A 26,225-nucleotide genomic window follows, 5' to 3' on the forward strand; every position below is an offset into this window, starting at 1 on the left:
GCGCGATTTACTGCGCCGGAATCGCCTCGTCCTCGTCCGAGAGCGGGTGGGTCAGGCGGCCCACCATCTCCTTCGGGCAGATCTGCACGAAACGGGGCAGTTCGTCCGCCCAGTTGCGCAGGATCTCGGCGGCGAGCTTCGAGCCGGTCTCTTCCGCATGGGCGGCGATCAGCGAGCGCAGTTCGGCCTCCCAGTGCGCGGAGCGGAGCGGAGTCGTGATGATCGATTCCTCGTTCATCCTTTCCTCGACCGAGCCTTCGGGGTCGTAGATGTAAGCCATGCCGCCGGTCATCCCGGCGCCGAAGTTGTCGCCGATCGATCCGAGGATCACGGCGACGCCGCCGGTCATGTACTCGCACCCGTTCGAGCCGCAGCCCTCGACCACCACCTTGGCGCCGGAGTTGCGGACGCAGAAGCGCTCACCCGCCCGGCCGTTGGCGTAGAGATAGCCGTCGGTCGCGCCGTAGAGCACCGTGTTGCCGATGATCGTGTTGTTCGCCGCATCGAGCGGGCTGCCGAGCATCGGCTTCACAACGACGGTGCCGCCCGAGAGACCCTTGCCGACATAATCGTTGGCGTCGCCCGAGACCTCGATCTTCAGGCCCGGCGCGGCAAAGGCACCCAGCGACTGCCCGGCGGAGCCCTGCAACTTCACGGTCAGGTGGTCCGGCTGCAGCGCGTTGCGCATGCCGAAGCGCTGCACGATGTGGCTGGAGACGCGGGTGCCCACCGTCCGGTGCGTGTTCTGCACCGTGTAGGACAGCTGCATCTTCTCGCCGTCCTTGAAGAAGGGCGAGGCGTCGGCGACGATCTGGGCGTCCAGCGTATCGTCCACCGCCTGACGCGGCTTGAGCCGGTCGTAGACGCGCTTTTGCTCGCCATCGACGGAGACCAGCAGCGGGTTCAGGTCCAGATCGTCCAGATGCGCCGAGCCACGGCTGACCTGTGCCAGCAGATCGGCACGGCCAATCACCTCGTCGAGCGACCGGGCACCGATCGAGGCCAGCACCTCGCGGACTTCCTGCGCGTAGAAGCTGATCAGGTTGACCACCTTGTCGGCGGACCCGGTGAACTTCTGGCGCAGATCCTCGCGCTGGGTGCAGACGCCCACCGGGCAGGTGTTCGATTGGCACTGGCGGACCATGATGCAGCCCATGGCGATCAGCGCGGCGGTACCGATACCGTATTCCTCAGCGCCCATCATCGCCGCGATGACGATGTCGCGGCCCGTGCGCAGGCCGCCATCGGTGCGCAGCGTGACGCGGTCGCGCAGGTTGTTCAGCGCCAGCACCTGATGCGCCTCGGTCAGGCCCATTTCCCACGGCAGGCCGGCGTACTTGATCGAGGTTTGCGGCGATGCGCCGGTGCCGCCGTTGTGGCCCGAGATCAGGATCACGTCGGCCTTGGCCTTGGCCACGCCCGCCGCGATCGTCCCAACGCCCGACTGGGCGACCAGCTTCACGCAGACCTTGGCGCGCGGGTTGATCTGCTTGAGATCGTAGATCAGCTGCGCGAGGTCCTCGATCGAGTAGATGTCGTGGTGCGGCGGCGGCGAGATCAGCGTCACGCCCGGCGTCGAATGCCGCAAGCGCGCGATCAGTTCCGTGACCTTCAGGCCCGGAAGCTGCCCGCCCTCGCCCGGCTTGGCACCCTGCGCGACCTTGATCTCAAGCTCTTCACACTGGTTCAGGTACTCGGCGGTGACGCCGAAGCGGCCCGACGCCACCTGCTTGATCTTGGCCGACGGGTTGTCGCCGTTCGGCTCGGGGTGGAAGTGCGCCGGATCTTCGCCGCCCTCGCCCGAGTCGGACTTGGCGCCGATCCGGTTCATCGCGATGTTCAGCGTCTTGTGCGCCTCGGGCGACAGTGCGCCGAGGCTCATGCCCGGCGTCACGAACCGCTTGCGGATCGAGGTGATGCTTTCGACCTCGTCGATGGGAACAGGGGTCAGGCCCGGCTTGAAGTCCAGCAGGTCGCGCAGGTGGATCGGCGGGGCCGACTGCATCAGCTTGGAGTACTGCTTCCAAAGATCGAAGCTGGCCCGGTCGCACGCCGACTGCAGGATGTGCATGGCCTGCGCGCCCCAGGCGTGGGTCTCGCCCGAGCGGCGCAGCTTGTAGAGGCCGCCGATGGGCAGCACCTCGACACCCTTGCGCCAGCCGCGGGCGTGGACCTTCTCGACCTGTTTCTTGATGCCGGTGATGCCGATCCCCGAGATCCGGCTGATCATGCCGGGGAAATACTCGGCGCACATGGCGCGGCTGAGGCCCACGGCCTCGAAGTTCATGCCGCCGCGATAGGAGGAGATCACGCTGATCCCCATCTTGGACATGATCTTCAGCAGGCCCTGGTTGACCGCCTCGCGGTAACGCATGACGGCGGTGCTCAGGTCCTGGTCCAACAGGCCGCGGCGAATGCGGTCGGCCAGGCTGTCCTGCGCCAGATAGGCGTTGACCGTGGTCGCGCCCATGCCGATCAGCACGGCGAAATAGTGCGGGTCCATGCACTCGGCGCTGCGCACGTTGAGCGAGCAGAACGTCCGCAGCCCCTTGCGCGTCAGCCAGGAATGCACGGCGCTGGTGGCCAGGATCATCGGCACCGGCACGCGGTCCGGACCCTGCGCCTCGTCGCTCATGATGATGTGCTGGCCGCCCGCGCGAACCGCTTCCTCGGCGCGGTTGCGGATGTCGTCGAGCGCATCGCTCAGCGCATGCTCGCCGCCGTCGACCGGGTAGGTGCAGTCGATCTCGACCGCGCCGTCGCCGAAATACTTGCGCATCGCGGCGAACTGGCCGTTCGAGACGAACGGGCTTTCCAGCGTCAGGATCTCGGTCTGGTTGCTGTCTTCATCCAGCACGTTCTTCAGGTTGCCGAACCGGGTCTTCAGGCTCATCACCCGGTGCTCGCGCAGGCTATCGATCGGCGGGTTCGTGACCTGGGAGAAGTTCTGCCGGAAATAGTGGCTGAGTGGCCGGTACTTTTCGGACAGCACCGCCGAGGGCGTGTCGTCGCCCATCGAGCCGATGGCTTCCTTGGCGTCCTCGGCCATCGGGGCGAGGATCGTCTCGAGGTCCTCGACCGAGTAGCCGGCGGCCACCTGGCGGCGGCGCAGCTCTTCGCCCTCGAACAGCGGATCCTCGGGCGAGCCGGCCAAGGTCTCGTCAAGGTCGGTGATCTTGCCGACCCACTCGCCGAACGGCTTGGAGTTCGCCAGCTTGTCCTTCAGCGCGACGTCATGCCAGAGCTTGCCCTCGGCCATGTCGACGGCCAGCATCTGGCCCGGGCCCAGCGCGCCCTTCTCGCGCACGGTCATCTCGTCCACGGGGACCATGCCCGCCTCGGAACCGGCGATCACCAGCCCGTCGCCGGTCACAACATAGCGCATCGGGCGCAGACCGTTCCGATCCAGACCCGCGCAGACCCAGCGGCCATCGGTCATCGCCAGCGCGGCGGGACCGTCCCACGGCTCCATCACGGCGTTGGAGTAGTTGTACATGTCGAGCCAGGCGTCCGGCATCTTGGTCGCGGTCTTGGACCAGGCCTCGGGCACCAGCATGGTCTTGGCCATCGGCGCCGAGCGCCCGGCGCGAACCATCACCTCGAAGACCGAATCCAGCGCCGCCGAGTCCGAGGACCCGCCCGCGATGATCGGCTTGATGTCGTCCTGGTACTCGCCGAACGCATCCGAGGCCATGCGGATCTCGTGGCTGCGCATCCAGTTGACGTTGCCCTTGAGCGTGTTGATCTCGCCGTTGTGGGCCAGCATGCGAAACGGCTGCGCCAGCCACCACTGCGGGAACGTGTTGGTCGAATAGCGCTGGTGATAGATCGCGAAGGCGCTCTCGAACCGCTCGTCCTTGAGGTCCGGGTAGAACTCGGCCACGTCCTGGGCCAGCATCATGCCCTTGTAGATAATCGACCGGCAGCTGAGCGAGCAGATGTAGAGCTGCCCGACCTGCGCGGCGGCGGCGGCCTTCTCGATCCGGCGGCGGATGACGTAAAGCTCGCGCTCGTAGGTCTCCTCGTCCACGCCCTTGGTGTTCGAGATCAGGATCTGTTCGATCTCGGGGCGCGTGGCGTTGGCCTTTTCGCCCAGAACCGAGGTGTTCACCGGCACGTGCCGCCAGCCGTAGATGCCGTAGCCCATGCGCAGGACCTCGGTCTCGACGATGGTACGGCAGCGCTCCTGCGCGCCGAAATCGGTGCGCGGCAGGAAGACCTGGCCGACGGCAAGCAACTCGTCGCCCGGTTCGTGGCCGGTACTGCGGACCTGGTCGTAGAAGAAGGGCACCGGAATCTGCACGTGGATGCCCGCGCCGTCACCGGTCTTGCCGTCCGCATCGACCGCGCCACGGTGCCAAACGGCCTTCAGCGCAGCGATACCGGCAGTCACCACGTCCCGGCGCCGCGCACCGTCGATCGAGACGACGAGGCCCACGCCGCACGCGGCTTTCTCGTCCTCCTCGCTGTACATGCCGGTCGCGGCGAGCTTCGCCCGTTCCTCGGCATGGGTTTCGGCCCAGCGGTCATCATACTTGGTCATGGGACTGGCCTTTCGATTGCGCACACGACAAGGCCGCGCGCAGGGGTCTGCACGCGGCTGTCTACGGCGATGTGGCGCACCGGGGCGGCCCCGGCGCGGACTATCAGGGAAGCGGAACCGGCAGCGCGCCCGCAATGCGGCGCGGCTTCGGATCCTCGTAGAGTTGAACGCCCTGCAGGTCGAACCGCACCTGCAAGGCTCCGGTACCCGGCTCCATCGCGGCGGAGATCGGACCCGAGGGGAAATACCCGGTCGCCGAGAATGCGCTGCCCGCGTCCCGCCCGGCGATCCGCCATTGGCCCGAGGCGAAGCGGGCCGTGTCCGCCCCCACGCACAGCGTGCCGGTCATCTGCACCTGCACCGTATCCAGCGAGTCGCGGATGTCCGTGATGTCCCGCAGTGGCGCGTTCGACACCACCCGGACCTCTTTCACATCCATTCCGCGCCGCACGCGGATCGTCCGCTCGCGTGGCTCTGGGAAGTCGGCGGCCTGCTCGCTGTCCGGCAGGCCGGTCGCGTAACAAACCCGCTCTGCCTCCAGCACGACGCTCAGCGCGGTTTCGCTGTCGAGGCATACGCTCGGCCCCGAGATCGGGGTGATCTGCCGCGCCGCCAGGTTGGGCGTCACGGCGGAGCAATCCTGGGACTGCGCCGGTGTGGCAATAGTCAGAAGGCTGAGGGCGGCGAATGTCGAGGCAATCTGGGTCTTCATCACGTCTACCGGGGTCTTGTTGCCCCCCGATAACGCGCGAAGCCGGGAAAAGGATGCAAACAGGGGTCACGCGACGGCTCATGAACCGGCCCCCTGCGTGAGCATTGCGTCGTAGAAGCTCCGCATAAGGCCGTTTGCCCCGCGGGTATTGCGGGCAAAGAAGTGTCCCACCAGATCTCTCAGGACACCTGCATCCTTAAGGTCCTTTGCGACACTGTGCTGAGACCCCGGCACTTTGTAGAGGCGCAAGTTCTCACGCTGATCCATGAGGCGTATGTGCTTGCGGTCCCGAATGTCGGCGCGCCCGAACACGACATAATAATAATACTGCGTACGATCCTGGAGACATTCCGCGAGGTTGCGCTCCAGAAGCGGCCCAAAGTGCTCCCGCGTGTTCCTCCAACGCGGCTCGGTGATCACTTCGTCATGCATCGAGACCTGGGGCGCGAAGGCGATCGCAACGTCCACCGGCACATGCTTCGGCAGAAGCAGCGCGCCGTACCCGCCCATGCTGTTGCCGATTGTCACGACCTTGGTAATCCCGTTCGCGGCAATGAAGTTCTGCACCAGCTCTACAAGTGGGGGCAGCACGTCCTCGCGGGAGAACCAGCTGCGCAGCTTGTCGCGCACGAACAGTACGTGGTTCCGTCCGCCGCCCGAAGCAGTCCCGGCGAACTCGTCGACCTGAACACCGCCAAGGCCGCCGTGAATGCCGCCTACGGCAATCACCAGCGTCGACTCGGAGCCCGGCATATGCCGGACCAGAAGCGTCTCGCTTTCGTGCAGGATCTCGGCCTGGGCCATGTTCGTGCGCCCTGCGCCTACTCCGCCGCCACGGCGGCAGAGGCATCGAACTGGGTCAGGATCTGCTCGGCCGCATCGCGTCCGTCGCGGATGGCCCAAACCACCAGCGAGGCGCCGCGGACGATATCGCCGACCGCGTAGACACCGGGAATCGAGGTCTGCTTGGTGCGGAAATCGGCACGGATCGTGCCCCAACGGGTCACTTCCAGCTCTGGCTCGTTCCAGAGCGTCGGAAGCTCCTCGGGCTCGAAGCCCAACGCCTTGATGACGATGTCCGCGTCCTCGGTGTAGTCCGCGCCCTCGATCTCTTCGGGGACCTGGCGGCCGCTGGCGTCGGGCGCGCCAAGGCGCATCTTGGCCACGCGCACGCCCGAGACGGCCTCGTCGCCGGTGAAGCCCTTGGGGGCCGCCAGCCAGACGAATTCGACGCCCTCTTCCTCGGCGTTCTCGACCTCGCGCTGCGAGCCGGGCATGTTCGCCCGGTCGCGGCGATACAGGCACTTCACGCTGCGCGCGCCCTGGCGGATCGCCGTGCGGACACAGTCCATCGCGGTGTCGCCGCCGCCGATCACGACGACGCTCTTGCCCTCGGCGTTCAGCTCGCCGCTGTCGTATTCCGGCACGCTGTCGCCGAAGCCGACCCGGTTCGAGGCGGTCAGGTAGTCGATCGCGCGCACGATCCCCTTCAGACCCGCGCCCGGCCCGCCCAGATCGCGGGACTTGTAGACGCCGGTGGCGATCAGCACGGCGTCATGCGCTTCGCGGATCTCCTGGAAGGTGATGTCCTCGCCGACATTGCAGTTCATCCGCAGTTCGATGCCGCCGTCCGACAACTGCTGATTGCGGCGCATGACGACGTCCTTCTCCAGCTTGAAGCCGGGGATGCCGTAGGTCAGCAAGCCGCCCGCGCGGTCGTAGCGGTCGTAGACGGTGACCTTGCAGCCGGCGCGGCGCAGCATGTCCGCCGCCGCCAGCCCGCCGGGGCCGGCGCCGATGATGCCGACGCTCTCGGGGCGTTCCTGCACGGGTGTGACCGGCTTGACCCAGCCTTCCTCCCAGGCGGTGTCGGTAATGTACTTCTCGACCGCGCCGATGGTGACGGTGCCGTGGCCCGACTGCTCGATCACGCAGTTGCCCTCGCACAGGCGGTCCTGGGGGCAGATGCGGCCGCAGATCTCGGGGAAGGTGTTGGTGGCCTGGCTGATCTCGTAGGCCTCCTGCAAACGCCCCTCGGCGGTCAGGCGCAGCCAGTCGGGGATGTTGTTGTGCAGCGGGCAATGCGTCTGGCAGTAGGGCACGCCGCACTGCGAACAGCGGCTGGCCTGCTCGGCCGCCTTCTCGGCGGCGAACTCGCGATAGATCTCGCCGAAGTCCTCGCGCCGGTCATCGGCGGTCCGCTTCTCGGGCATCGAACGCCCAACAGTCACGAATTTCAGCATGTCGCTCTGCGGCATGTCCGCGTTCCTCCCGAAAGTCCGGTGACCGGCCCCAAATCGGGCCGGAGCCGCTGGATACTCTTTTCTCCGGCGCTTATAAAGTCAGTAATGCTGACCTTCTAGAGGTTTTTCGCGTCTGGGCGCCAAATTCTCCGCCCCACAAGGCTGGAATTGGTAAACAAAACGGACCTATCTCGCGCCGTTGCCTTGGGGACGGGGCTTTGATAGCACATCTCCACGGTTCAAACGACAGGTCCGGGCGATGCCACTGTTCTCCCTCGTTGCGCTCGCCCTGATCCAGGGAATCACCGAGTTCCTGCCGGTCTCCTCCTCGGCGCATCTCGAGCTTTTCCATCGCTGGGCCGGGCAGACGCCCGACGACCTCAGTCTGGACATCGCGGTGCACGTGGGAACGCTGCTCGCGGTCATGCTCTACTTCCGGGCCGAGGTCGGGCGCGCCATCAAGGGCACGCTTCTTCTGCTCACCGGCAAGACCGAGCGCCCCGAGGCGCGGCTGGCCCTTTGCCTCATCGTCGCGACGATCCCCGTTGTGGTGGCGGGCGCCATCCTCAAGGTCACCGGCCTTGTCGAGGCGATGCGCTCGCTCGCCGTCATCGGCTGGGCGATGATCCTCTTCGGCCTGCTGCTCTGGTGGATGGACCGCCGCGGCGGGCGCGGTCGCACCGCCGCAGACTGGACCCTGCGCGACGCCTGGATCATGGGCCTCTGGCAGGCGCTGGCGCTGATCCCCGGCACCTCGCGCTCGGGCGCGGCGATCACCGGTGCGCTGGCCCAGGGCTACGAGCGGGGCGAGGGGGCGCGACTCGCGATGCTGATGTCGATCCCGACCATTGCCGGCTCAGGCGCTCTGCTTGGCGCGGACCTCGCAATTTCGGGCAACATGTCTCTCGGAGCAGACGTCATTGTTGCTGTGCTTCTCGCTTTCGGGGCAGGCCTCGGCGCCCTCGCCCTGATGATGCGCCTGCTGCGCAGCGTCAGCTTCACACCCTATGTCGTCTACCGGGTGCTGCTCGGCCTCGTCCTGCTGGCACTCGCCTACAGCTGACGCATCGGCCGAAACAGGACACGCCCCCGCCTTCCATGTTCTCCAAATATCCCCGCCGGAGGCATCCTCCGTCCACCAGAAGAACCGGCCTTCGTAGGTGAAGTCCGGCCATCACCCCATGGAATTCATGTTCGGGCGCCCTCGGAACTTCGCACGGTCGCGCCGCTCGGACCATAGGCCGATACTGCCCCAGACCAGGATGTAGAGCACCCCCGCGCCCAGCACGACCAGGCCAGAGAGCGGCCCGATGGCCGCCCTGTCGATAAACTCGGCGACGCTGGAGACGGCAGTCGGGTGCACCACCAGCTTGCCGATATAGGCCACGGTCTGGATCAGCAGGATCCAGAAATAATTGCGCCGGATCCGCCGCCCGATCGCGGTCATCAGCCCGACGTGGTAGCTGGGATAGAGGTAGTCGTCCGCCAGAACCTTCTGCCAGTTCTCCTCGGTATGCAGATCGCCGGTGTCCAGCATCGGCGCGTAGAAATGCGTCTCGAGCCAGCGGCAGCGTGCTCGCCAGACGTTGAAATAGCGATAACGCCGCGCCTCGAGCAGCAGGAAGAACAGGATCAGGATCCCAACGAGGATCAGCGGCAGGGGCGAGGCCTCGGGCGAGGCGAAGGCGATCGACAGCGCAATGCCCAGCGTGACCACCGACCAGTTCGTCGTCGTGTCCAGCCGCTGCCGCCACAGGGTCGAGCGGTAGACTTCACCGCGATAGAGGTGAGCCAGCGCACCCATCTCGGCCGCGGTGAACTCGCGCGGCTTGCGCTGCGGTTCGGCTTGGCTCATCGGCCCTCCCTTCATCCCGCGTCCTTGTGTCTGCGCGCGCGGGTTGCGACAGTGTGGCACGGTGCCCGGGTCCGGTCAAAGCCGACCGCCCGGGTTAGGGTTGATCCACATCAAGGCCGTGCCCCGGCCTCGCTGGCAGGTAATCTGGCGTGAACAGGACGAACCAAGACCCGAAAGGAGGCGCCAAGTGAGCGCCACTGATTCCCCGCCGAAGTTGTACGAGGCGCAGGAGCCCGTTTTCCCGCGTCGCGTCAAAGGCCATTTCCGAACGCTCAAGTGGTGGATCATGGCGATCACCCTTGGCATCTACTACTTCACCCCGTGGATCCGCTGGGACCGCGGCCCCAACCTGCCCGACCAGGCGGTGCTGGTGGACCTCGCGAACCGCCGGTTCTTCTTCTTCTGGATCGAGATATGGCCGCACGAGTTCTATTTCGTCGCCGGCCTGCTGATCATGGCGGGACTCGGCCTGTTTCTCTTCACGTCGGCGCTGGGCCGGGTCTGGTGCGGCTATTCCTGCCCGCAGACCGTCTGGACGGACCTGTTCGTCCTCGTCGAACGCTGGATCGAGGGCGACCGCAACGCCCGCATCCGCCTGTGGAACGCGCCGTGGAGCGCGCACAAGGCCCGGCTGCGCTTCACCAAGTGGACCGTCTGGCTGTTGATCGCCATAGCCACCGGCGGCGCCTGGGTATTCTATTTCGCCGATGCGCCGACGCTGCTGCGAGACCTTCTGACCTTCCAGGCGCCCTTCGTCGCCTACGGCTCCATCCTGCTGCTGACCGCGACGACCTTCGTCTTCGGCGGCTTCCTGCGTGAGCAGGTCTGTATCTACATGTGCCCATGGCCGCGGATCCAGGCTGCGATGATGGACGAGGACACGCTGACCGTCGGTTATCGCGACTGGCGGGGCGAGCCGCGCGGCAAGGGCAACGTCCGCCGCCGAAACGCCGAGGCCGCCGCAAAGGCCGAGGCGACGGCGCAGGCCGCCGGGCCCACCGCCGGGCGCCAGTACCCGCCGACACCGTTCCCGCGCAAGTCGCTCGCAACCGCGCTTCAGGCGGACGAACAGGCCGAGTTCGGCGACTGCATCGACTGCATGGCCTGCGTCAACGTCTGCCCCATGGGAATCGACATCCGCGACGGCCAGCAGCTGGAGTGCATCACCTGCGCGCTCTGCATCGACGCCTGCGACGACGTCATGGCCAAGATCGGCAAGCCGCGCGGGCTGATCGACTATCTCGCGCTTTCGGACGAGACGCGCGAACGGGCAGGCGAGACTCCGCGCCCCGCATGGAAACACGCGCTGCGCCCGCGCACGATCCTCTACACCACGCTGTGGAGCGGGGTCGGCCTTGCGCTGCTGGTGGCGCTGTTCATCCGCTCGGACGTGTCGCTGGGTGTCTCGCCGGTGCGCAACCCGGTCTATGTCACCATGTCCGACGGCGCTATCCGCAACGCCTACGAGGTGCGGCTGCGCAACCAGGGCGGCGACGAACGGACGTTCCTGTTCACGCTGGAAAGCGAGCGGGACCTCGTTCTGTCGCTTGAGGGCACGCCCTACACTTCGGTCACGGTACCGGCGGACGAGACCTTCCAGCAGCGGCTTTACATCACCGCGCCGGCGGGAAGCGAGGCCGCCGAGGCCGGGACCACCGACGTTCGGCTCTGGATCACCGCGCTGGGCAGCGAGACCCGCGCGTCCTCCGACACCGTCTTCAACGGAAAGGGCGAGTGATGGACAATATCGAGAACGGCCGTCCGCTGACCGGGCGCAAGGTGCTGCTGATCACCGTCACCGCGTTCGCCATCGTAATCGGCGCCAACCTCGCCCTGGTCTATGCCGCGCTGGGCAGTTTCCCGGGGCTCGAGGTCAAGAACAGCTATGTCGCCAGCCAGAGCTTCGACCGCGACCGCGCCGCGCAGGAGGCATTGGGCTGGGTCGCTCAGGTCTCTTACCGGGACGACCGCGTGACGCTCGCGCTGACCGACGCCGAGGGCAATCCCGTCACCCCGTCCGAGATCACCGGCCGGGTCGGCCGCGCGACCCATGTCGCCGATGACCAGGCGCTGGCATTTGCCCCGGGCTCGCAGGGGCTGGTGGCGCCGGCCCGGCTCGATACCGGACTGTGGCGCGTCTGGGTCGAGGCCCGCGCCGATGACGGTACCCTGTTCCGCCAGCGGCTGGACCTGCGGGTCGGGTCATGACGGTCTCCGCCTGCCCCGGTTGCGCGACGGTCGAACCGGCTGAACGCGCCCCCGCCGTTGCATCGGGCGAGACGCTGCTGTTCTCGGTGCCTTCCGTACATTGCGCCGGCTGTATCTCGTCCATCGAGCGCGGGCTCGCGGGCATGGACGGGCTCGCCGCCGCGCGGGTGAACCTGACGCAGAAACGGCTGGTCGTGACCGCCCGCCCGGGCGCCGAGATCGAGGACGCCGTGCTGGCAAAGCTGGAGTCGCTTGGCCACCCGGGCCAGGTGCTCGACGCCGCGACGCTGGGCCGGGTCGCCGATCCGACGGGCCGCGCGTTGCTGCTGCGCCTGGGCGTCGCCGGATTTGCGGCGATGAACGTCATGCTGCTGTCGGTCGCCGTCTGGTCCGGGGCCGAGGGCGTGACCCGCGACTTCCTGCACTGGGTCTCGGCGCTGATCGCCCTGCCCGCCGCGCTGTTCGCCGCGCAGCCGTTCTTCGTGAACGCCTGGAATGCGCTGCGCGTCGGGCGGCTGGTGATGGACACGCCGATTTCGCTGGCGATCCTGCTGGCGCTCGGGATGTCTCTCTACGAGACCTCGCTGGGCGGAGAGCATGCCTATTTCGACGCCGCGCTGTCGCTGACTTTCTTCCTGCTTCTGGGCCGCGTGCTGGATCACCGCAGCCGCGCCGCCGCGCGCTCGGCGGCTGCCGAACTGGCCGCGCTGGAGGTGCCGCGCGCCGAACGGCTTGAAGGAGGGACCGCGCACACCATCACCGTCGCCGAGCTTTCGGTCGGGGACATCGTGCTGGTCCGTCCGGGAATGCGGGTGCCTGCCGACGGCATCATCCAGACCGGCGCGACCGAGATCGACCGCAGCCTGCTGACCGGCGAAAGCGCCCCGGTCGCCGCCACGGCCGGAGAGCCGGTACATGCGGGCGAGGTAAACCTGACCGGTCGCCTGGAAGTGCGAGTCACCGCAGCCGGGGCCGACACCACGCTGCGCCGGATCGCCGATCTCGTCCGCGAGGCCGAAGGCGCGCGGAACAGGTATGTCTCGCTGGCCGACCGCGCTGCGCGGGTCTATGCGCCGGTGGTGCACCTGCTGGCACTGGTCTCGGGACTGGGGTGGTACTGGGCGACGGGCGATGCACGCCTGTCGATCAACATCGCCGTCGCGGTCCTGATCATCACCTGCCCCTGTGCGCTGGGCCTTGCCGTGCCTTCGGTCATGGTCGCCGCCAGCGGCGCGCTGTTCCGCAAGGGCGTGCTGCTCAAGGACGGCACCGCGCTGGAGCGTCTGGCGGGCGTCGATACGGTGATCCTCGACAAGACCGGCACCCTGACCGAAGGCGCGCCGGTGCTGGTCGACCCCGAGGCCGTACCGCCCGCCGCGCTTGCCATCGCCGGGGCGCTCGGCGCAGGCAGCGCGCACCCGCTGGCCCGTGCGCTGGCCGCCGCCGCGGATGCCGCGGGGCTGGAGCTGCCGCATTTCGCCGAGGTGCACGAGGTGCCCGGTCAGGGCGTCGAGGGCAAGCTGGACGGACAGACCGTGCGGCTGGGCCGGGCCTCGTGGATCGGGGCCGAGGATGTGGAAACCACCGCCACCTGGCTGCGCGTGGGCGATGAGGCCCCGGTCGCCTTCCGCTTCGCCGACCGTCCGCGTCCGGGCCTCGCGGAGATGCTCAAGGGCCTGCGTGGCAAGCGGATCATGTTGCTGTCGGGCGATGCACAGGCGCCGGTCGCACGGCTTGCCGCGCGCTTCGGCATCGACGAGGCCGAGGCCGGACTGACACCCGAGGACAAGGCGGACCGGGTGTCGTCGCTCAAGGCCAAAGGCGCGCAGGTGCTGATGGTCGGCGACGGGATGAACGACACGGCGGCGCTGGCGGCGGCGGATGTGTCGATCTCGCCCGCGTCGGGAATGGACGTGGCGCGGAACGCCGCGGATATCGTATTGTTGACGCCGGACCTGTCGGTCGTGCCGCGCGTGATCCGGCTGGCGGGCAGCGCCCGGTCGCGGATGCTGGAGAACTTCGCGCTGGCCGCAGCGTATAATGCCGTGGCGATCCCGCTGGCGGTGGCGGGCTATGCGACCCCGCTCGCCGCCGCGCTGGCGATGTCGGGCTCGTCGATCTGCGTCTCGCTGAACGCCTTGCGGGTGCGTCGCGGGATGAACGAAAGTGGGAAGACATGAACGTACTGCTGTACCTGATCCCGATTTCGCTGGTGCTGGGGGGTGCCGGGCTGGCCGCCTTCGTCTTCGCCCTGCGCTCGGGACAGTTCGACGACCCTGAGGGGAACGCGGCGCGGATCCTCGAGGACCGGGACCCGGATTAGGTCTTTACCAGAACGCCGAGGGTTTCCCGCAGGAGCGGCAGTCCGCCCGGCTGCCACCCCAACCCGATAAGTCGCCCGGTATCCATCTGGTTGACCTGCGCCACGTCGGCGGCCTCGGGCAGTTCGCCAGTCAGACCGGTGAGCCGCAGCAACTCCCGCCGATCCAGCAGCAGGTCCGAGACATTGTAGACCGCCGCGGGCGCCTTCAGCCCCGCGACCAGTTCGACGGCACGGGCCACGTCCTGCCCGTGCACCTCGGTCCCGGCGCGGGGCGCGACCGGGCGCCCCTCCCGGAAATCGCGGAAGAGCTCTGCCCACTTGTGCGGCACACCCTCAGGCGTCGGCCCGTAGACGCCGGTGACGCGCAGCGAAACGCCTGCGAAACCCGGGTCGGAAAGTTGCGCCAGCGCACGCTCGGCGGCCAGCTTTACCTCGCCGTACAAGGTGTCCGGATGGCAGGGCATATCCTCGACCAACCAGGTTCCCGGAGCGTGCGGGCCATAGACAGCGCGCGTCGACAGGAACACGACCCGCCGCACGCCCGCCGTCCGCGCGGCATGGAAGAGCGCCGTGGTCCCGTCCAGATTCGCGCGCCGGAATCCGGCCGGGTCGTCGCCCTCTCCGCCCCTATAGCGGCCCGGCAAATGAGCGAAGGCGCAGTGCACCAGCAGGTCAGCCCCGGCCAGCAGCGGGGCATGATCTGTATCCGGCGCAAGCGGCAGCTCGCGCCCGGTGGCGGTGACGTCCCAGCCCAGCGACCGGTAGTGCTGGGCGATGAACCAGCCGACGCGGCCGGTGCCGCCGGTTACGACGACGCGCATGGGTTCGGCAGGCTGTCCAGATCCGGGATCGGCCCACCGTCGTGAAACGCCTGCCACAGATCGATCAGCGGGCGCAGCTGGTCGGTCTTGGGATGGTCCGTCTCCCACGGCTTCTCGTACTGGAAATGCAGCACCCGGACCGAGGCCCAGTCCCATAGCTCGGGCATGGTGAACCAGACATATTGCAATGTGTTGTAGAACACAGGCAGCCCGTGCCAGTCGGGGAAGAACGCCTGCAGAAAGGTCTGGTCGGTGCGCCGCCAGAACGCCTCGGGCGCGTCGAGCCGCGCAAGCATCGCGTCGAACGTAGCCTCGGAAGGCCGCGCGGTGAACACGCCGGAGTTCATCCGATGGAAATCCCCCAGCCCTTCGTAGACATTCGGCGCGGCGCAAAACTCGGGGTAGTCGAACAGCTTGTCGATGTTTCGCAGCACCAACGCGTCGGCATCGATGAACACGCACGAGCGGTACTCGGTCATCTGCCAGAGCCGCAGCTTGGCGAAATTGTCGAGCGGAGTGTGAAACGCGGGCTTGCGCCCCTTGGTAAAAGGCGCGGCCCCGTGCAGCGCCTTGCGGGCATGGCGCACGTTGAATGCGTCCGAGGTCGGCAGCAACTCGGCCAGCACCGGCCGTGCGCCCAGCGCCTCCAGCGGTTCAATCGCATCGGAGGGCGCGCCGCCCGTGTGCAGCACGACGATATCGGCTTCCGTCCCCGTCAGGCGCAGAGAGCGCACGAGGGCGAGCGCCCCGGCAGCGTAGTCCGCATTGGTCACGAGGGTGACATAGGCGTGCGCCGCGCCCGCCTGGCGCGACGCCTGAAGGTCCGACATCAGCTGACGGACTTGAGCTTCTTGCCCTCGGGGTCGCGCTCGACCTTCGCGCCCAGCTCGCGGGTCCAAGCGGACACGGCGGGGATGCGGCTGCGGTCTACGCGGTGGGCGTACTTGCGCGAGACCTCGATGATCTCGTCCAGCAGCCCTTCCTCGAGCTTGATCGGGTTCAGGCCCAGCGCCAGGAACTGGTCGTTGCGCACGACCAAGTCGTTCTCGGGCGCTTCCTTCCGCGGGTTCGGCAAATAGGCGACCTCGGCCCCGGCCAACCGGGCGATCATCTCGGCCAGATCGCGGACGCGGTGCGTTTCGGTCATCTGGTTGAAGATTTTCACCCGGTCCCCGGCCTTGGGCGCGTCGCCCAGTGCCAGTTCGATGCAACGCACGCTGTCCTGGATGTGGATGAAGGCGCGGGTCTGGCCGCCGGTGCCGTGCACGGTCAGCGGATAGCCGATCGCCGCTTGGATCAGGAAGCGGTTCAGCACGGTGCCGTAATCGCCGTCGTAGTCGAACCGGTTGATCAGCTGCTCGTGCTTGCGGGTCTGTTCGGTATGCGTGCCCCAGACGATGCCCTGATGCAGGTCGGTGATCCGCAGCCCGTCGTTCTGAGCATAGAACTGAAACAGGATCTGATCGAGGCTCTTGGTCATGTGATAGACCGAGCCGGGGCGCGTCGGATAGAGGATCTCCTGCTCGGCCTTGTCGCCCGAGAGGGTTTCCACGTCCACCGGCAGATAGCCCTCGGGGATCGCCGCGCCGACGCTGGAATAACCGTAGACGCCCATCGTGCCGAGGTGCACGAGATGCGCGTCGATACCGGTCTCGACCAGCGCCGCCAGCAGGTTGTGCGTGGCCGAGACGTTGTTGTTGACCGTGTAGGTCTTGTGCCGGTCGGTCTTCATCGAATAGGGCGCGGCGCGCTGCTCAGCGAAGTGGATGACGGCGTCGGGCTTGTGCTCGGCCAGCCAGCCCTTGAGGATCTCGTAGTCCTTGGCGATGTCGATCAGGTGGAAATGAATCCGCCGCCCGGTCTCCTGATGCCAGATGCGGGTGCGTTCCTGGATCGAGTCCATCGGGGTCAGCGACTGCACCCCAAGCTCGGTGTCGATCCAGCGCCGCGACAGGTTGTCGAGGATATGCACCTCGTGCCCCTGGTCGGAAAGGTGCAGTGTCGTGGGCCAGCCAACGAAGCCGTCCCCCCCAAGAACCGCGATCTTCATGGCGTCCCCCATCAGGCCTGTTACCACTGCGCAAGCCTGTAGCACGCAAGGGCGCCATTGTGCAGCATTGTTTCGGTTATGACGCCTATGCGCGGCGCTGCGCCGCGGTCATTCATCCTGTGGTTGTTTTCCCAGTCTAAGCGTTGCCCGAGTATTGCCCCCGGCAGATCAACGCTAGCGATACGAGTGTATTTCCGGCGCGGTGTGCACCTTGGCTATGCGCTCTTCCAGCATCCGCGAGCGGATCTCCTGAAGAAGTACGCGGTTCGCGGCGACCAGATCCGCAATGACACCGCCGATCAGCATCACCACTCCGGCGGCGAAGAGACCGGTGCCCAGGATCAGCGACTGCAGGTTTCCGCCGCCGTGGCCCTGGAGATAGAACACCAGGAACCGCAGGATCGCGAGGATGCCGGGAAGGGCCACGATCAGCCCGGACCAGAAGAAGAATCGTAGCGGATAATAGAGAAAGCCGATGCGCAGGATCGTTAGTGTCGACCGAACGATATACCCGGACATCGAGCGCATCAGCCGCGAGGGGCGGGTCGGCGGGTTCACGGTGATCGGCACCGATTTCACCGGGATGTTCAGCCGTCCGGCCTGGATCAGCGTTTCGAGCGTGTAGGAGTAGGCGCTGAACGTGTAGAGCCGGATCGCGGCGCGCTTGCTGACGGCGCGGAACCCGCTTGTGGCGTCGGCGATGTCGATGCCGCCGCTCGCCTGCCGCACGACCCAGCTGCCAACCCGCTGCAGGATACGTTTCACCGGCGAGAAGTGCTCGATCTCCTCCATCGGGCGGGCACCGACGGTCAGATCGGCGCTGCCGTCGAGGATCGGCGCGACAAGATCCGGGATGTAGCGCGCCGGATACTGGTTGTCGGCGTCGAAATTGACGATCACGTCGGCGCCCAGCATCAGGGCGCGCTCCAGTCCGATCACGTAGCTCTTCGCCAGACCGAGGTTGTTCGGGTTTCGGTAAACGTGATCCGCGCCGGCCTCGCGGGCGACCTTCGCCGTGTCGTCGGTCGAGCCATCATCCAGTACCAGCGTCTCGACAATGTCGAAACCGGGAACCTCTTTCGGCAGGGTCGCGAGGGTCGCGGCCAACTGCTCGGCCTCGTTCAGGCAGGGAATGGTAATGACCAGTTTCATCGAATGTGCCTGCCTGCCCTCGTTGCGCGCGACCGTACACAGGGAATGCGGCGCCTTTCAACGCGCATTGCGGCGATAGGTGGCCCTTCCGCCTCAACCTGTTGCAAAGGCGTCGGCGTAGCGGTCGCGCAGCAGGTTCTTCTGCACCTTGCCCATGGTGTTGCGGGGCAGCGCGTCGACGATCTCGATCCGTTTGGGTTGCTTGTACTTCGCCAGGCTCTCGGCCAGCGCGGCGCGGATCGCGACGAGATCGGGCGCGGCGCCCTTCTCGGGCACCAGGACCGCCAGAACACCCTCGCCGAAATCCGGGTGCGGCACGCCGATCACCGCGCTTTCCAGCACGCCGGGCTGGGCGTCGAGCAGTTCCTCGACCTCCTTCGGGTAGACGTTGTAGCCGCCCGAAATCACCAGGTCCTTGCTCCGACCGACGATGTGGACATAGTCGCGGTCGTCCACCAGGCCGAGATCGCCGGTGATGAAGAACCCGTCTGCACGCAGCTCTTCGGCGGTCTTCTCGGGCATATTCCAGTAGCCCTTGAAGACGTTCAGGCCGCGTACCTCTATCATGCCTGTCTCGCCCTGCGGCAGAGGCTCGCCCGTGGCAGGGTCGGTGATCTTCAGCTCCACCCCCGGCAGCGGGAAACCGACGGTGCCCGCGCGCCGGTCGCCGTCATAGGGGTTGGAGGTGCTCATGTTCGTCTCGGTCATGCCGTAGCGTTCGAGGATCCGGTGGCCGGTGCGTTCGGCGAACCGGTCGTGGGTCTCGGCCAGCAGGGGCGCGCTTCCGCTGGTGAACACGCGCATGTGGCCGGTCAGTTCGCGGGTCAGGCGCGGATCGTCGAGCAGGCGGGTGTAGAAGGTCGGAACGCCCATCATCGCGGTGGCGCGGGGCAGCGCGTCGATCACGGCGTCCACGTTGAAGCCTGCGTGCAGGATCATCGCGCCGCTCGAGACCAGCACCGTGTTCGTCGCCACGAACAGCCCGTGCGTGTGGAAGATCGGCAGCGCATGCAGCAGGACGTCACGTTCGGTGAACCGCCAGAGGTCCGCCAGTGCGCGTGCGTTCGACAGCAGGTTGCCCTGGCTGAGCATCGCCCCCTTGGACCTTCCCGTGGTGCCCGACGTGTAGAGCAGCGCGGCCAGATCGTCCTCGCTCCGCTCGGCGGTGGGGAAGGTCTTTGGTTGGCCTTCGGCGGCGTCGCTCAGCGTGCCCTCGCCCGCCGCACCCAGCGTCATCAGCGTCGCGCCGTGGGCCTCGGACACCGGGGACAGGGCTTCGGCCTTGGCCGGATCGCAGAGGAACAGCGCGGCGCCGGAGTCACCGACGAAATAGTCGATCTCGGGCGGGGTATAGCCGGTGTTGAGCGGCAGAAACACCACGCCGGCCTGGGCGCAGGCGGCGTAGACCGCGAGCGCCTGCGGCGACTTCGGGACCTGCGCGGCCAGCCGGTCGCCGGGCTTGAGCCCGGCGCCGCTCAGGACATGGGCGTAGCGGGCGGCGCGGGCCAGGAAATCCGCGTAGCTCCACGTGCCGCCGTCGAGATGCAGGAAGGGCGCGTCGCTGCCCGCATGTGCCCCGAATAGCGCGTCATAAAGCGGATTGGCCATCTGGTCCCCCTTGGTGCCTTTCCCGCCGGATACACCGCGCGCCCGCCGGGGGCAAACCTCACCGCTTGTAGGGGTCTTTCGGGCTGCGGTCCTCCGAAAGCGAGCCTCGGCGGTCCAGTTCCAACGCCTCGATCGCGTCGGCGAGGTGCTTTTCCTGGATGTTGTAATCCCCGGCCGCCACACGGCGCTTGTGCGCCTCGAGCAGTACGTCGCCGTGCAAGAAGCCGACGGGCGGTTCGAACCTGTAGGACGCCAGTTCGATCAGCAGGCCCATCGGGTCGCGGAAATAGAAGCTGTCCATGAAGCCCCGGTCTTTATGGCCCGAGTGCGAGATCCCGCGTTCGTCCAGCCGCTCCTGGATCTGACGCGAGGTCGCCTGGCTCACGTTGAAGGCGATGTGATGCACCGCGCCAATGCCCTGCGGCACGGCCTCGGGGTCCGGCTTGCGGCTTTCGTCGCAGAAGACCGTGATCAGCCGCCCGTCCCCGGGATCGAAGTAGAGATGGCTCTCCGACGCCTTGTCGAGGTTCGGCTGGTCGAAGATGAAGGGCATGCCCAGCAGACCCTCCCAGAAATCGATGCTGGTCTGCCGGTCGGCGCCGACCAGCGTGATGTGGTGCACGCCCTGTACCTGGATCTTGCGCATGTCCTGTCCCTCCCGTTGCGGCGGACAGGATAGCGCGGAACGCCGGCGATCAAACGCTGACGTTCTGCAACAGTGTGTTGCGATCGATCTTCGCCCGGTCCCCTTCGAGGATCACCGACCCGCGCCGCAGCACGTGGAAGTGATCGGCAAGGTCGTAGGCGAAGTCGAAATACTGCTCGACCAGCACGATCGCCATCTGTCCCTGATCCTTCAGATAGCTGATGACCCGGCCGATCTGCTGGATGATGTTCGGCTGGATGCCCTCGGTCGGCTCGTCGAGCAGCAGGAGCTTGGGCTTCGTGACCAGCGCCCGGCCGATGGCCAGCTGCTGCTGCTGCCCGCCCGACAAGTCGCCGCCGCGGCGGCCCTCCATCTCGCGCAGGACGGGGAACAGCTCGAAGATCTCCTCGGGCACCATGCGTTCGGTGCGGGGCAGGCAGGCGAAGCCGGTCTCGAGGTTCTCGCGCACGGTCATCAGCGGGAAGATCTCGCGCCCCTGCGGGACCGAGGCGACGCCCTTTTTCGCCAGCACATGCGCGGGGCGGTTGGTGACTTCCTCGCCGTCCAGCCGGTACTGCCCGCCAGAGGCGCCGTGGCGGCCCGCGATGACCTTCAGCAGGCTGGTCTTGCCGACGCCGTTGGTGCCCATGACGCAGGTGATCTTGCCGGTCTCGGCAGCCAGGTCGATGCCGTAGAGGATCTGGCTGGCGCCGTAGTGCAGGGTGATGTCTTTCAGGTCCAGCATGTCAGCGCCCCAGGTAGACGTCGATGACGTCCTGATTTTTCGTCACATGGTCCAGCGTGCCCTCGGCGAGCACCGACCCTTCGTGCAGGACCGTCACCTTGCAGTCGAGCTTGCGGACGAAGTCCATGTCATGCTCGACCACGATGACGGCGCGGGTTTCGGCGGCGCGGCGCAACAGCTCGACCGTGCGGTCGCGCTCGGCCTTGGTCATACCGGCGGCGGGCTCGTCGACCAGCAGCAGGCGCGGCTCCTGCGCCAGCAGCATGCCGATCTCCAGCCACTGCTTCTGACCGTGGCTCAGGATGCCCGCCTGCGTGCTCAGCTGATCGGCCAGACCGATCTCGGTCGCCAGCTCGCGCACCCGACCCAGATCACCGTCGCTGCGGCGGTAGCGCAGCACCGAAAACGGCCCGCGGTCGTTGCGCAGCGCCATCACCAGGTTGTCGAGCACGCTCTGGTCCTCGAACACCGTCGGGCGCTGGAACTTTCGGCCCACGCCCTCGCGCGCGATGCGGCTTTCGGACATGCGCAGCAGCGAGACGTTGCGCTCGCCCCAGGTGACCTGGCCGCTGTCGGGCCGGGTCTTGCCGGTGACGATGTCCATGAACGTCGTCTTGCCCGCGCCGTTCGGCCCGATGATCGCCCGCAGTTCTGCCGGACCGATCGAGAAACTCAGGTTGTTGATCGCCTTGAACCCGTCGAAGGCGACCGAGATGCCCTGTACCTCCAGAAGCTGGCTCATTGCTGCTCCGCCTCCCTGAACGAGCCCTGGTCGGGGCCGAGGTCCGCGCCGTGGCGGTCCGGAGTGACCCTGTGCCGGATCACGTCCACCAGGCCGCCGATACCCTTGGGCGCGAAGAGCGTGACCAGGATGAAGCTGAAGCCCAGCAGAACCAGCCACCAGTCGGTCCAGCGAATGACGTAGAAGCCAAGGTCGATGTTCGGGGCCTGCCCGCCGGTGAACCAGCTGGACACGAGGCTCACGAAAGCCGCGCCAATCACCGCGCCGTACAGCCGTCCGCGCCCGCCGATGGCGACCCAGACCGCAAGATAGATCGAGGCGATGGGCGCGATCTCGGCCGGCGAGATGATCCCCGCCTGCGGGTAGTAGAGCGCCCCGGCGATGGCCGCGATGATCGCGGTCAGGGTGAAGATCACCAGCTTGTAGGCCTCGACGTTGTAGCCGAGGAAGCGCACCCGCGCCTCGTCGTCCCGAATGCCCCGGATCACCGAGCCGAACTTGCCCGCCACGACCCAGGCCGCCAGCACGTAGCCGATGGCCAGCGCCGCCGCCGAGGCCCAGAAGAAGCGGATCGAGATCTCGGACTGCGGCAGGTGAGTCATGCCGGGAATGTTCTGAAGCCCCGACAGGCCGTTGTTGCCGCGCAGCCCGCTTTCGTTCTGGAAAAGGTAGAGCGACAGCGCCAGCGTCATCGCCTGCGTCAGGATCGACAGGTAGACGCCTGTGACGCGGCTGCGGAAGGCGAGCCAGCCGAAGACCAGCGCCAGCACGCCGGGGACCAGCACGACCAGCGCGAGTTGTGCCGGAAGGCTGCCCGCGAAGGCCCAGATCGCCGGGATCTCGGACCCGCCGACGACGCCGAAAATCTGCTGGCCGACCGCTTCTCGCAATTCGTCGGGCGTTGGCGGCAGGGCCTGCGCAGCCGAGGCGGACAGGACGATGCCTTCGGTCCGCTCCCACATCAGCCACATGCCGATCATGTAGCCGCCCAGCCCGAAGAAGGCGAAGTGGCCAAGCGACAGGATCCCGCAATATCCCCAGACGAGGTCCATCGCGATGGCGACCAGGCACAGGCACAGCGTCCGGCCCAGCGTCTTGACGAAACTGGTCGACAGCGCCCCGGTGCCGGTGGCCTCGGCGCTGAGCGTCACGGCGAGCGTGAACAGTGCCAGGATACCGAGGAAGATAAGCACCGAGGGGTTGCGCATCACGAAGCTGCGGTGGGCTTTCGGCGCGCCGAGGCCCGGTGCGGCCTCTGGCGCGAAGCTGGAACGGATCATGGTCATGCCTCTGCCGCCCGTCCCTTGAGCGCGATGATCCCGCGCGGGCGGAACTGGATGAAGATGATTATGAAGACGATCATGTAGGTCTGCGCCGCCAGCGTGTTCGACGGGTTGAACCACTCGATCCCCTTCTGGAAGAATCCGATCAGCGCGGCGCCGGCCAGAGTTCCCCAGATGTTGCCGACGCCTCCGACGACGACGGTCATGAAGCTCTGGACGATGTAGTCCTGCCCCAGTTCCGAGGTGACCTTGGCGAACAGGCCGATGGCGACGCCGGCGATCCCGGCGATGCCTGAGCCAAGGCCGAAGGTCAGCATGTTGATCTTGTCGGGGTTGATGCCCATCGACGCGGCCATGCGCGGGTTCTGGGTCACGGCGCGGACCTCGAGGCCCAGCCGCGTCCGGTTCAGCGTGAACAGCAGCAGCACCAGGAAGATCAGGCCCAGCGCGAAGATCGCGATACGGATGTAGCTGATCGAGACCACGTCGTTGAAGACCAGCGCCCCGTCCAGCCAGCCCGGCGCGGTCAGCGGCCGTGCCTGCGTGCCGAAGATGTTCTTGGCCAGCTGCTGCAGCGCGATCGAGATGCCGAAGGTCGCCAGCAGGGTTTCCAGCGGCCGGTTGTAGAGCCAGCGGATCACCAGCCGCTCCATCGCGACGCCGGCGGCGAAGGTGACGGCGAAGGCCAGCGGCAGGGCGACGACCAGGCTCAGCGTGTAGTTCGGGACGAACTGCTGCACGACATAGCCGGTGTAGGCGCCCATCATGATGAACTCGCCATGCGCCATGTTGATGACCCGCATCACGCCGAAGGTGATGGCAAGGCCGATAGCGGCGAGGAAGTAGATCGAGGCAAGGCTCAGCGCATCCAGCGCAATGTCGATGCCCTGGTTCACCATCACGCCGGTCTCGATGCTGCCGAGCGTCCGACGGGCAGCGTCCGTGATCGCAGCCGAAGGCTCGGCATAGGCGAGGTAGTAGCTGTGCGTCTCGACCGCCTCCTGCTGCGCTTCGAGCGGCACATCCGGGGGCACGACGCCGCGTGCGGCCAGCTCGTCATAGGCCCGGTTACGCGCGGTCCAGGTGTCGAGCTCGGCGGTCGGGATGCCAGCGACCAACCCGTTCTCGGCATTCGCCTCAAGCGCGGCGCGCTTGGCCGCGCGATCCACGGCTGCCGGCGCGAGGTCCTTGCTCACCAGCAACTCGTAGGCGTCATCGAAGGGTAGCGCGTCGCCGCCAGGCCGCAGCTCGCGCGCGACGTTCATATCCTCGGGCGCGTCGCCCTCGACGACCACTGTGCGGGTTGCCAGCAGCGGGTTCAGCGCCGCCCGCACGTCGAGGCCCAGATCGCCGTCGAAACTGCGGATTGCCTCGACGCGGGCCTCTTCGGTGTCGCCGAACGCGATGGTCAGCAGGCGCTCCATCCGCTCTTTCGCAGCGCGGATCTCGGAATCCTGCTCGGTGTCGATCGCCCCGCGCAGGGCCTCGAGATGACTCGCCTCGGGGTCGCGGGCGATGGCGTCGAGCGCCGCGCGGCGGCTGGCCGGGTTCGGGTCCTGCAACTGGAACTGAACCAGCGCCGCGCCGATCAGGCCGCGGATGCCGCTGTTGGGCTTGAGCTGCTTCAGTTCGGATTTCTCGGCGGTGCCGACCGGCTCGCCGGAGGCGATGTCCAGCAGCGTGTAGGTGTCACCATCCTTTTCGACGAAGAAGAAGGCGCCGTCATCCTCGCGCAGCCAGAGTTCCTTTTCCTGCCAGCGCTCCATGACGGTCTGGGCCTGCGGCAGGCCGCTGTCGCGCAGCGCGTCGATGGCCGGCTGGATCGTCTTGCGGGAGCTCTTGGCGATCACCTCGCCATGTTCCTGCAACAGGTCCTGAATAGGCGAAGCCTGCCCCAGCGCCTGGACCGGCACCAGCAGGCAGGCCGCGAGCGCAATGGCTCGGATGAATCTCATGAATGTCCCCCGGAACGGATGAACGGCACGGAGCGCGAGGCCCCGTGCCGCCGATATCGGGCCCGCAGGCTCAGTAGTTCGACTTCTGCTGGACGCAGGTCTCGGTCTCGGTGTTGTACATGCCGCAGCCGAGGTCCTTCCAATCCGACTTCAGGATCGCCGATTCCGGCAGGAAGTCGGTCCAGGCGTCGCCCGGCACCGGGTCGGTCTGGCTGAGAATGTCGAACTGGCCGTCCTCGGTGATCTCCCCGATCAGCACCGGCTTGGTCAGGTGATGGTTCGGCAGCATCTCGGCCACGCCGCCGGTCAGGTTCGGGAAGGTCTGGCCGTACATCGCCTCGCGCACCGCGTCGACGTCGGTGGTGCCGGCCTGCTCGACCGCCTGTACCCACATGTTGAAGCCGATGACATGGGCTTCCATCGGGTCGTTGGTGACGCGGTCTTCGCCCATCTTCTCTTTCCAGGCGGCGACCCAGGCCTCGTTCTCCGGCGACTCGGCGGACTGGAAGTAGTTCCAGGCTGCGAGGTGACCGACGAGGTTGGTGGTGTCGAGGCCCGAGAGTTCTTCCTCGCCGACCGAGAAGGCGACGACCGGGATATCGTCAGCGGACACACCGGCGGCGGCCAGTTCCTTGTAGAAACCGACGTTCGCGTCACCGTTGATGGTCGAGATCACGCCGACCTTCTTGCCGTCGGCGCCCAGCGCCACGACGTCGGCCACGATCGTGGACCAGTCCGAGTGACCGAAGGGCGTGTAGTTGACGAAGATGTCCTCTTCGGCGATGCCCGCGTCCTTCAGGTACTGCTCGAGAATGCGGTTCGTGGTGCGCGGATAGACGTAGTCGGTGCCGAGCAGCGCGAACTTCTCGACGCCCAGCTCCTCCAGGAAGTAGTCGGTGGCCGGGATCGCCTGCTGGTTCGGCGCGGCGCCGGTGTAGAATACGTTCTTCGAGCTTTCCTCGCCCTCGTACTGGACGGGATAGAACATCAGGCCGTTGAGTTCCTCGATCACCGGCAGCACCGACTTGCGGCTCACCGAGGTCCATGCGCCGAAGATCACGTCGACTTCCTGCACGGTCAGCAGCTCGCGCGCCTTCTCGGCAAAGAGCGGCCAGTCCGAGGCGGGATCGACGACAACGGGGACGATTTCCTCGCCCAGCAGGCCGCCCTTGGCGTTCTGCTGTTCGATCAGCAGTTCCATCGTGTCCTTCAGGGTGGTTTCCGAGATCGCCATCGTGCCGGAAAGGCTGTGCAGAATGCCGACCTTGATCTCGGCGGCGGCGGACCCCGCCAGTGCGATTGCCAGACCCGTCGTCGCAAGCAGTGTGGCTTTCATCAG

The 26,225-nt window shown here is 66.9% G+C and carries 21 protein-coding genes; 5 read left to right on the forward strand and 16 right to left on the reverse strand.

Going from position 1 to position 26,225, the window contains the following annotated elements:
- Positions 1-7 precede the first annotated feature (7 nt).
- From gltB to ACW9UR_RS17925, 4 genes are all read right to left on the reverse strand, one after another.
- Positions 8-4,543, reverse strand: coding sequence for a glutamate synthase large subunit (gene gltB, locus ACW9UR_RS17910; RefSeq protein WP_458918418.1), 4,536 nt, complete (start codon positions 4,541-4,543; stop codon positions 8-10).
- 103 nt (positions 4,544-4,646) lie between these two features.
- Positions 4,647-5,255: a hypothetical protein gene (locus ACW9UR_RS17915; RefSeq protein WP_458918419.1), complete on the reverse strand. Its 609-nt coding sequence runs from the start codon at positions 5,253-5,255 to the stop codon at positions 4,647-4,649.
- A gap of 78 nt (positions 5,256-5,333) precedes the next feature.
- Positions 5,334-6,059, reverse strand: a complete 726-nt coding sequence (locus ACW9UR_RS17920; RefSeq protein ID WP_458918420.1) for a hypothetical protein — start codon at positions 6,057-6,059, stop codon at positions 5,334-5,336.
- A 17-nt stretch (positions 6,060-6,076) separates the two neighbouring features.
- Positions 6,077-7,513, reverse strand: coding sequence for an NAD(P)-dependent oxidoreductase (locus ACW9UR_RS17925; protein ID WP_458918421.1), 1,437 nt, complete (start codon positions 7,511-7,513; stop codon positions 6,077-6,079).
- 244 nt (positions 7,514-7,757) lie between these two features.
- On the opposite strand from ACW9UR_RS17925, the gene ACW9UR_RS17930 reads away from it, so the two are divergent.
- The gene (locus ACW9UR_RS17930) at positions 7,758-8,561 is read left to right on the forward strand and encodes an undecaprenyl-diphosphate phosphatase (protein WP_458918422.1); all 804 of its coding nucleotides are present in this window, start codon (positions 7,758-7,760) and stop codon (positions 8,559-8,561) included.
- Positions 8,562-8,672: 111 nt separating this feature from the next.
- Here ACW9UR_RS17930 and ACW9UR_RS17935 read toward each other — a convergent pair whose 3' ends face one another.
- Positions 8,673-9,353, reverse strand: a complete 681-nt coding sequence (locus ACW9UR_RS17935) for a DUF2270 domain-containing protein (protein WP_458918423.1) — start codon at positions 9,351-9,353, stop codon at positions 8,673-8,675.
- A gap of 187 nt (positions 9,354-9,540) precedes the next feature.
- Between ACW9UR_RS17935 and ccoG the strand changes: the two genes are divergently transcribed.
- The 4 genes from ccoG to ccoS are packed head-to-tail and all read left to right on the forward strand — an operon-like array spanning position 9,541 to position 13,884.
- A complete protein-coding gene (ccoG, locus tag ACW9UR_RS17940; RefSeq protein WP_458918424.1) occupies positions 9,541-11,091 on the forward strand; it encodes a cytochrome c oxidase accessory protein CcoG in 1,551 nt (516 codons plus the stop codon).
- On the forward strand, positions 11,091-11,561 hold the full coding sequence (locus tag ACW9UR_RS17945; RefSeq protein ID WP_458918653.1) for a FixH family protein: 471 nt from the start codon (positions 11,091-11,093) through the stop codon (positions 11,559-11,561). Before ccoG ends, ACW9UR_RS17945 begins: the two co-directional genes overlap by 1 nt.
- Positions 11,558-13,741, forward strand: coding sequence for a heavy metal translocating P-type ATPase (locus tag ACW9UR_RS17950; protein WP_458918425.1), 2,184 nt, complete (start codon positions 11,558-11,560; stop codon positions 13,739-13,741). Before ACW9UR_RS17945 ends, ACW9UR_RS17950 begins: the two co-directional genes overlap by 4 nt.
- Positions 13,738-13,884, forward strand: a complete 147-nt coding sequence (ccoS, locus tag ACW9UR_RS17955) for a cbb3-type cytochrome oxidase assembly protein CcoS (protein WP_458918426.1) — start codon at positions 13,738-13,740, stop codon at positions 13,882-13,884. The genes ACW9UR_RS17950 and ccoS overlap by 4 nt, the downstream gene beginning before the upstream one ends.
- Here ccoS and ACW9UR_RS17960 read toward each other — a convergent pair.
- The 11 genes from ACW9UR_RS17960 to urtA form a co-directional block, all read right to left on the reverse strand.
- Positions 13,881-14,705, reverse strand: a complete 825-nt coding sequence (locus ACW9UR_RS17960; protein WP_458918427.1) for an NAD-dependent epimerase/dehydratase family protein — start codon at positions 14,703-14,705, stop codon at positions 13,881-13,883. The two genes, ccoS and ACW9UR_RS17960, sit on opposite strands and share 4 nt — an antisense overlap.
- Positions 14,690-15,535, reverse strand: a complete 846-nt coding sequence (locus tag ACW9UR_RS17965; protein WP_458918428.1) for a glycosyltransferase — start codon at positions 15,533-15,535, stop codon at positions 14,690-14,692. Before ACW9UR_RS17965 ends, ACW9UR_RS17960 begins: the two co-directional genes overlap by 16 nt.
- Positions 15,535-16,755: an NAD-dependent epimerase/dehydratase family protein gene (locus ACW9UR_RS17970; RefSeq protein WP_458918429.1), complete on the reverse strand. Its 1,221-nt coding sequence runs from the start codon at positions 16,753-16,755 to the stop codon at positions 15,535-15,537. The genes ACW9UR_RS17965 and ACW9UR_RS17970 overlap by 1 nt, the downstream gene beginning before the upstream one ends.
- Positions 16,756-16,929: 174 nt before the next feature.
- Positions 16,930-17,907, reverse strand: coding sequence for a glycosyltransferase family 2 protein (locus ACW9UR_RS17975; RefSeq protein ID WP_458918430.1), 978 nt, complete (start codon positions 17,905-17,907; stop codon positions 16,930-16,932).
- Between the two features lie 93 nt (positions 17,908-18,000).
- Entirely contained in the window at positions 18,001-19,515 is a 1,515-nt protein-coding gene (locus tag ACW9UR_RS17980; RefSeq protein ID WP_458918431.1) for a malonate--CoA ligase, read from the reverse strand.
- 58 nt (positions 19,516-19,573) lie between these two features.
- Positions 19,574-20,161: a VOC family protein gene (locus ACW9UR_RS17985; RefSeq protein WP_458918432.1), complete on the reverse strand. Its 588-nt coding sequence runs from the start codon at positions 20,159-20,161 to the stop codon at positions 19,574-19,576.
- A gap of 49 nt (positions 20,162-20,210) precedes the next feature.
- Entirely contained in the window at positions 20,211-20,906 is a 696-nt protein-coding gene (gene urtE / locus ACW9UR_RS17990; protein WP_458918433.1) for an urea ABC transporter ATP-binding subunit UrtE, read from the reverse strand.
- A gap of 1 nt (position 20,907) precedes the next feature.
- A complete protein-coding gene (gene urtD, locus ACW9UR_RS17995) occupies positions 20,908-21,648 on the reverse strand; it encodes an urea ABC transporter ATP-binding protein UrtD (RefSeq protein WP_458918434.1) in 741 nt (246 codons plus the stop codon).
- Complete coding sequence (gene urtC, locus ACW9UR_RS18000) at positions 21,645-22,928, reverse strand: urea ABC transporter permease subunit UrtC (RefSeq protein WP_458918654.1); 1,284 nt, start codon at positions 22,926-22,928, stop codon at positions 21,645-21,647. The genes urtD and urtC overlap by 4 nt, the downstream gene beginning before the upstream one ends.
- A gap of 2 nt (positions 22,929-22,930) precedes the next feature.
- Positions 22,931-24,886 carry an urea ABC transporter permease subunit UrtB gene (gene urtB / locus ACW9UR_RS18005; RefSeq protein ID WP_458918435.1) on the reverse strand — a complete coding sequence of 652 codons (1,956 nt, stop codon included), beginning with the start codon at positions 24,884-24,886 and terminating at the stop codon, positions 22,931-22,933.
- A gap of 70 nt (positions 24,887-24,956) precedes the next feature.
- On the reverse strand, positions 24,957-26,222 hold the full coding sequence (urtA, locus tag ACW9UR_RS18010) for an urea ABC transporter substrate-binding protein (RefSeq protein WP_458918436.1): 1,266 nt from the start codon (positions 26,220-26,222) through the stop codon (positions 24,957-24,959).
- Between the last annotated feature and the right edge of the window lie 3 nt (positions 26,223-26,225).

The sequence above is a fragment of the Halovulum sp. GXIMD14794 genome, from assembly GCF_054457455.1.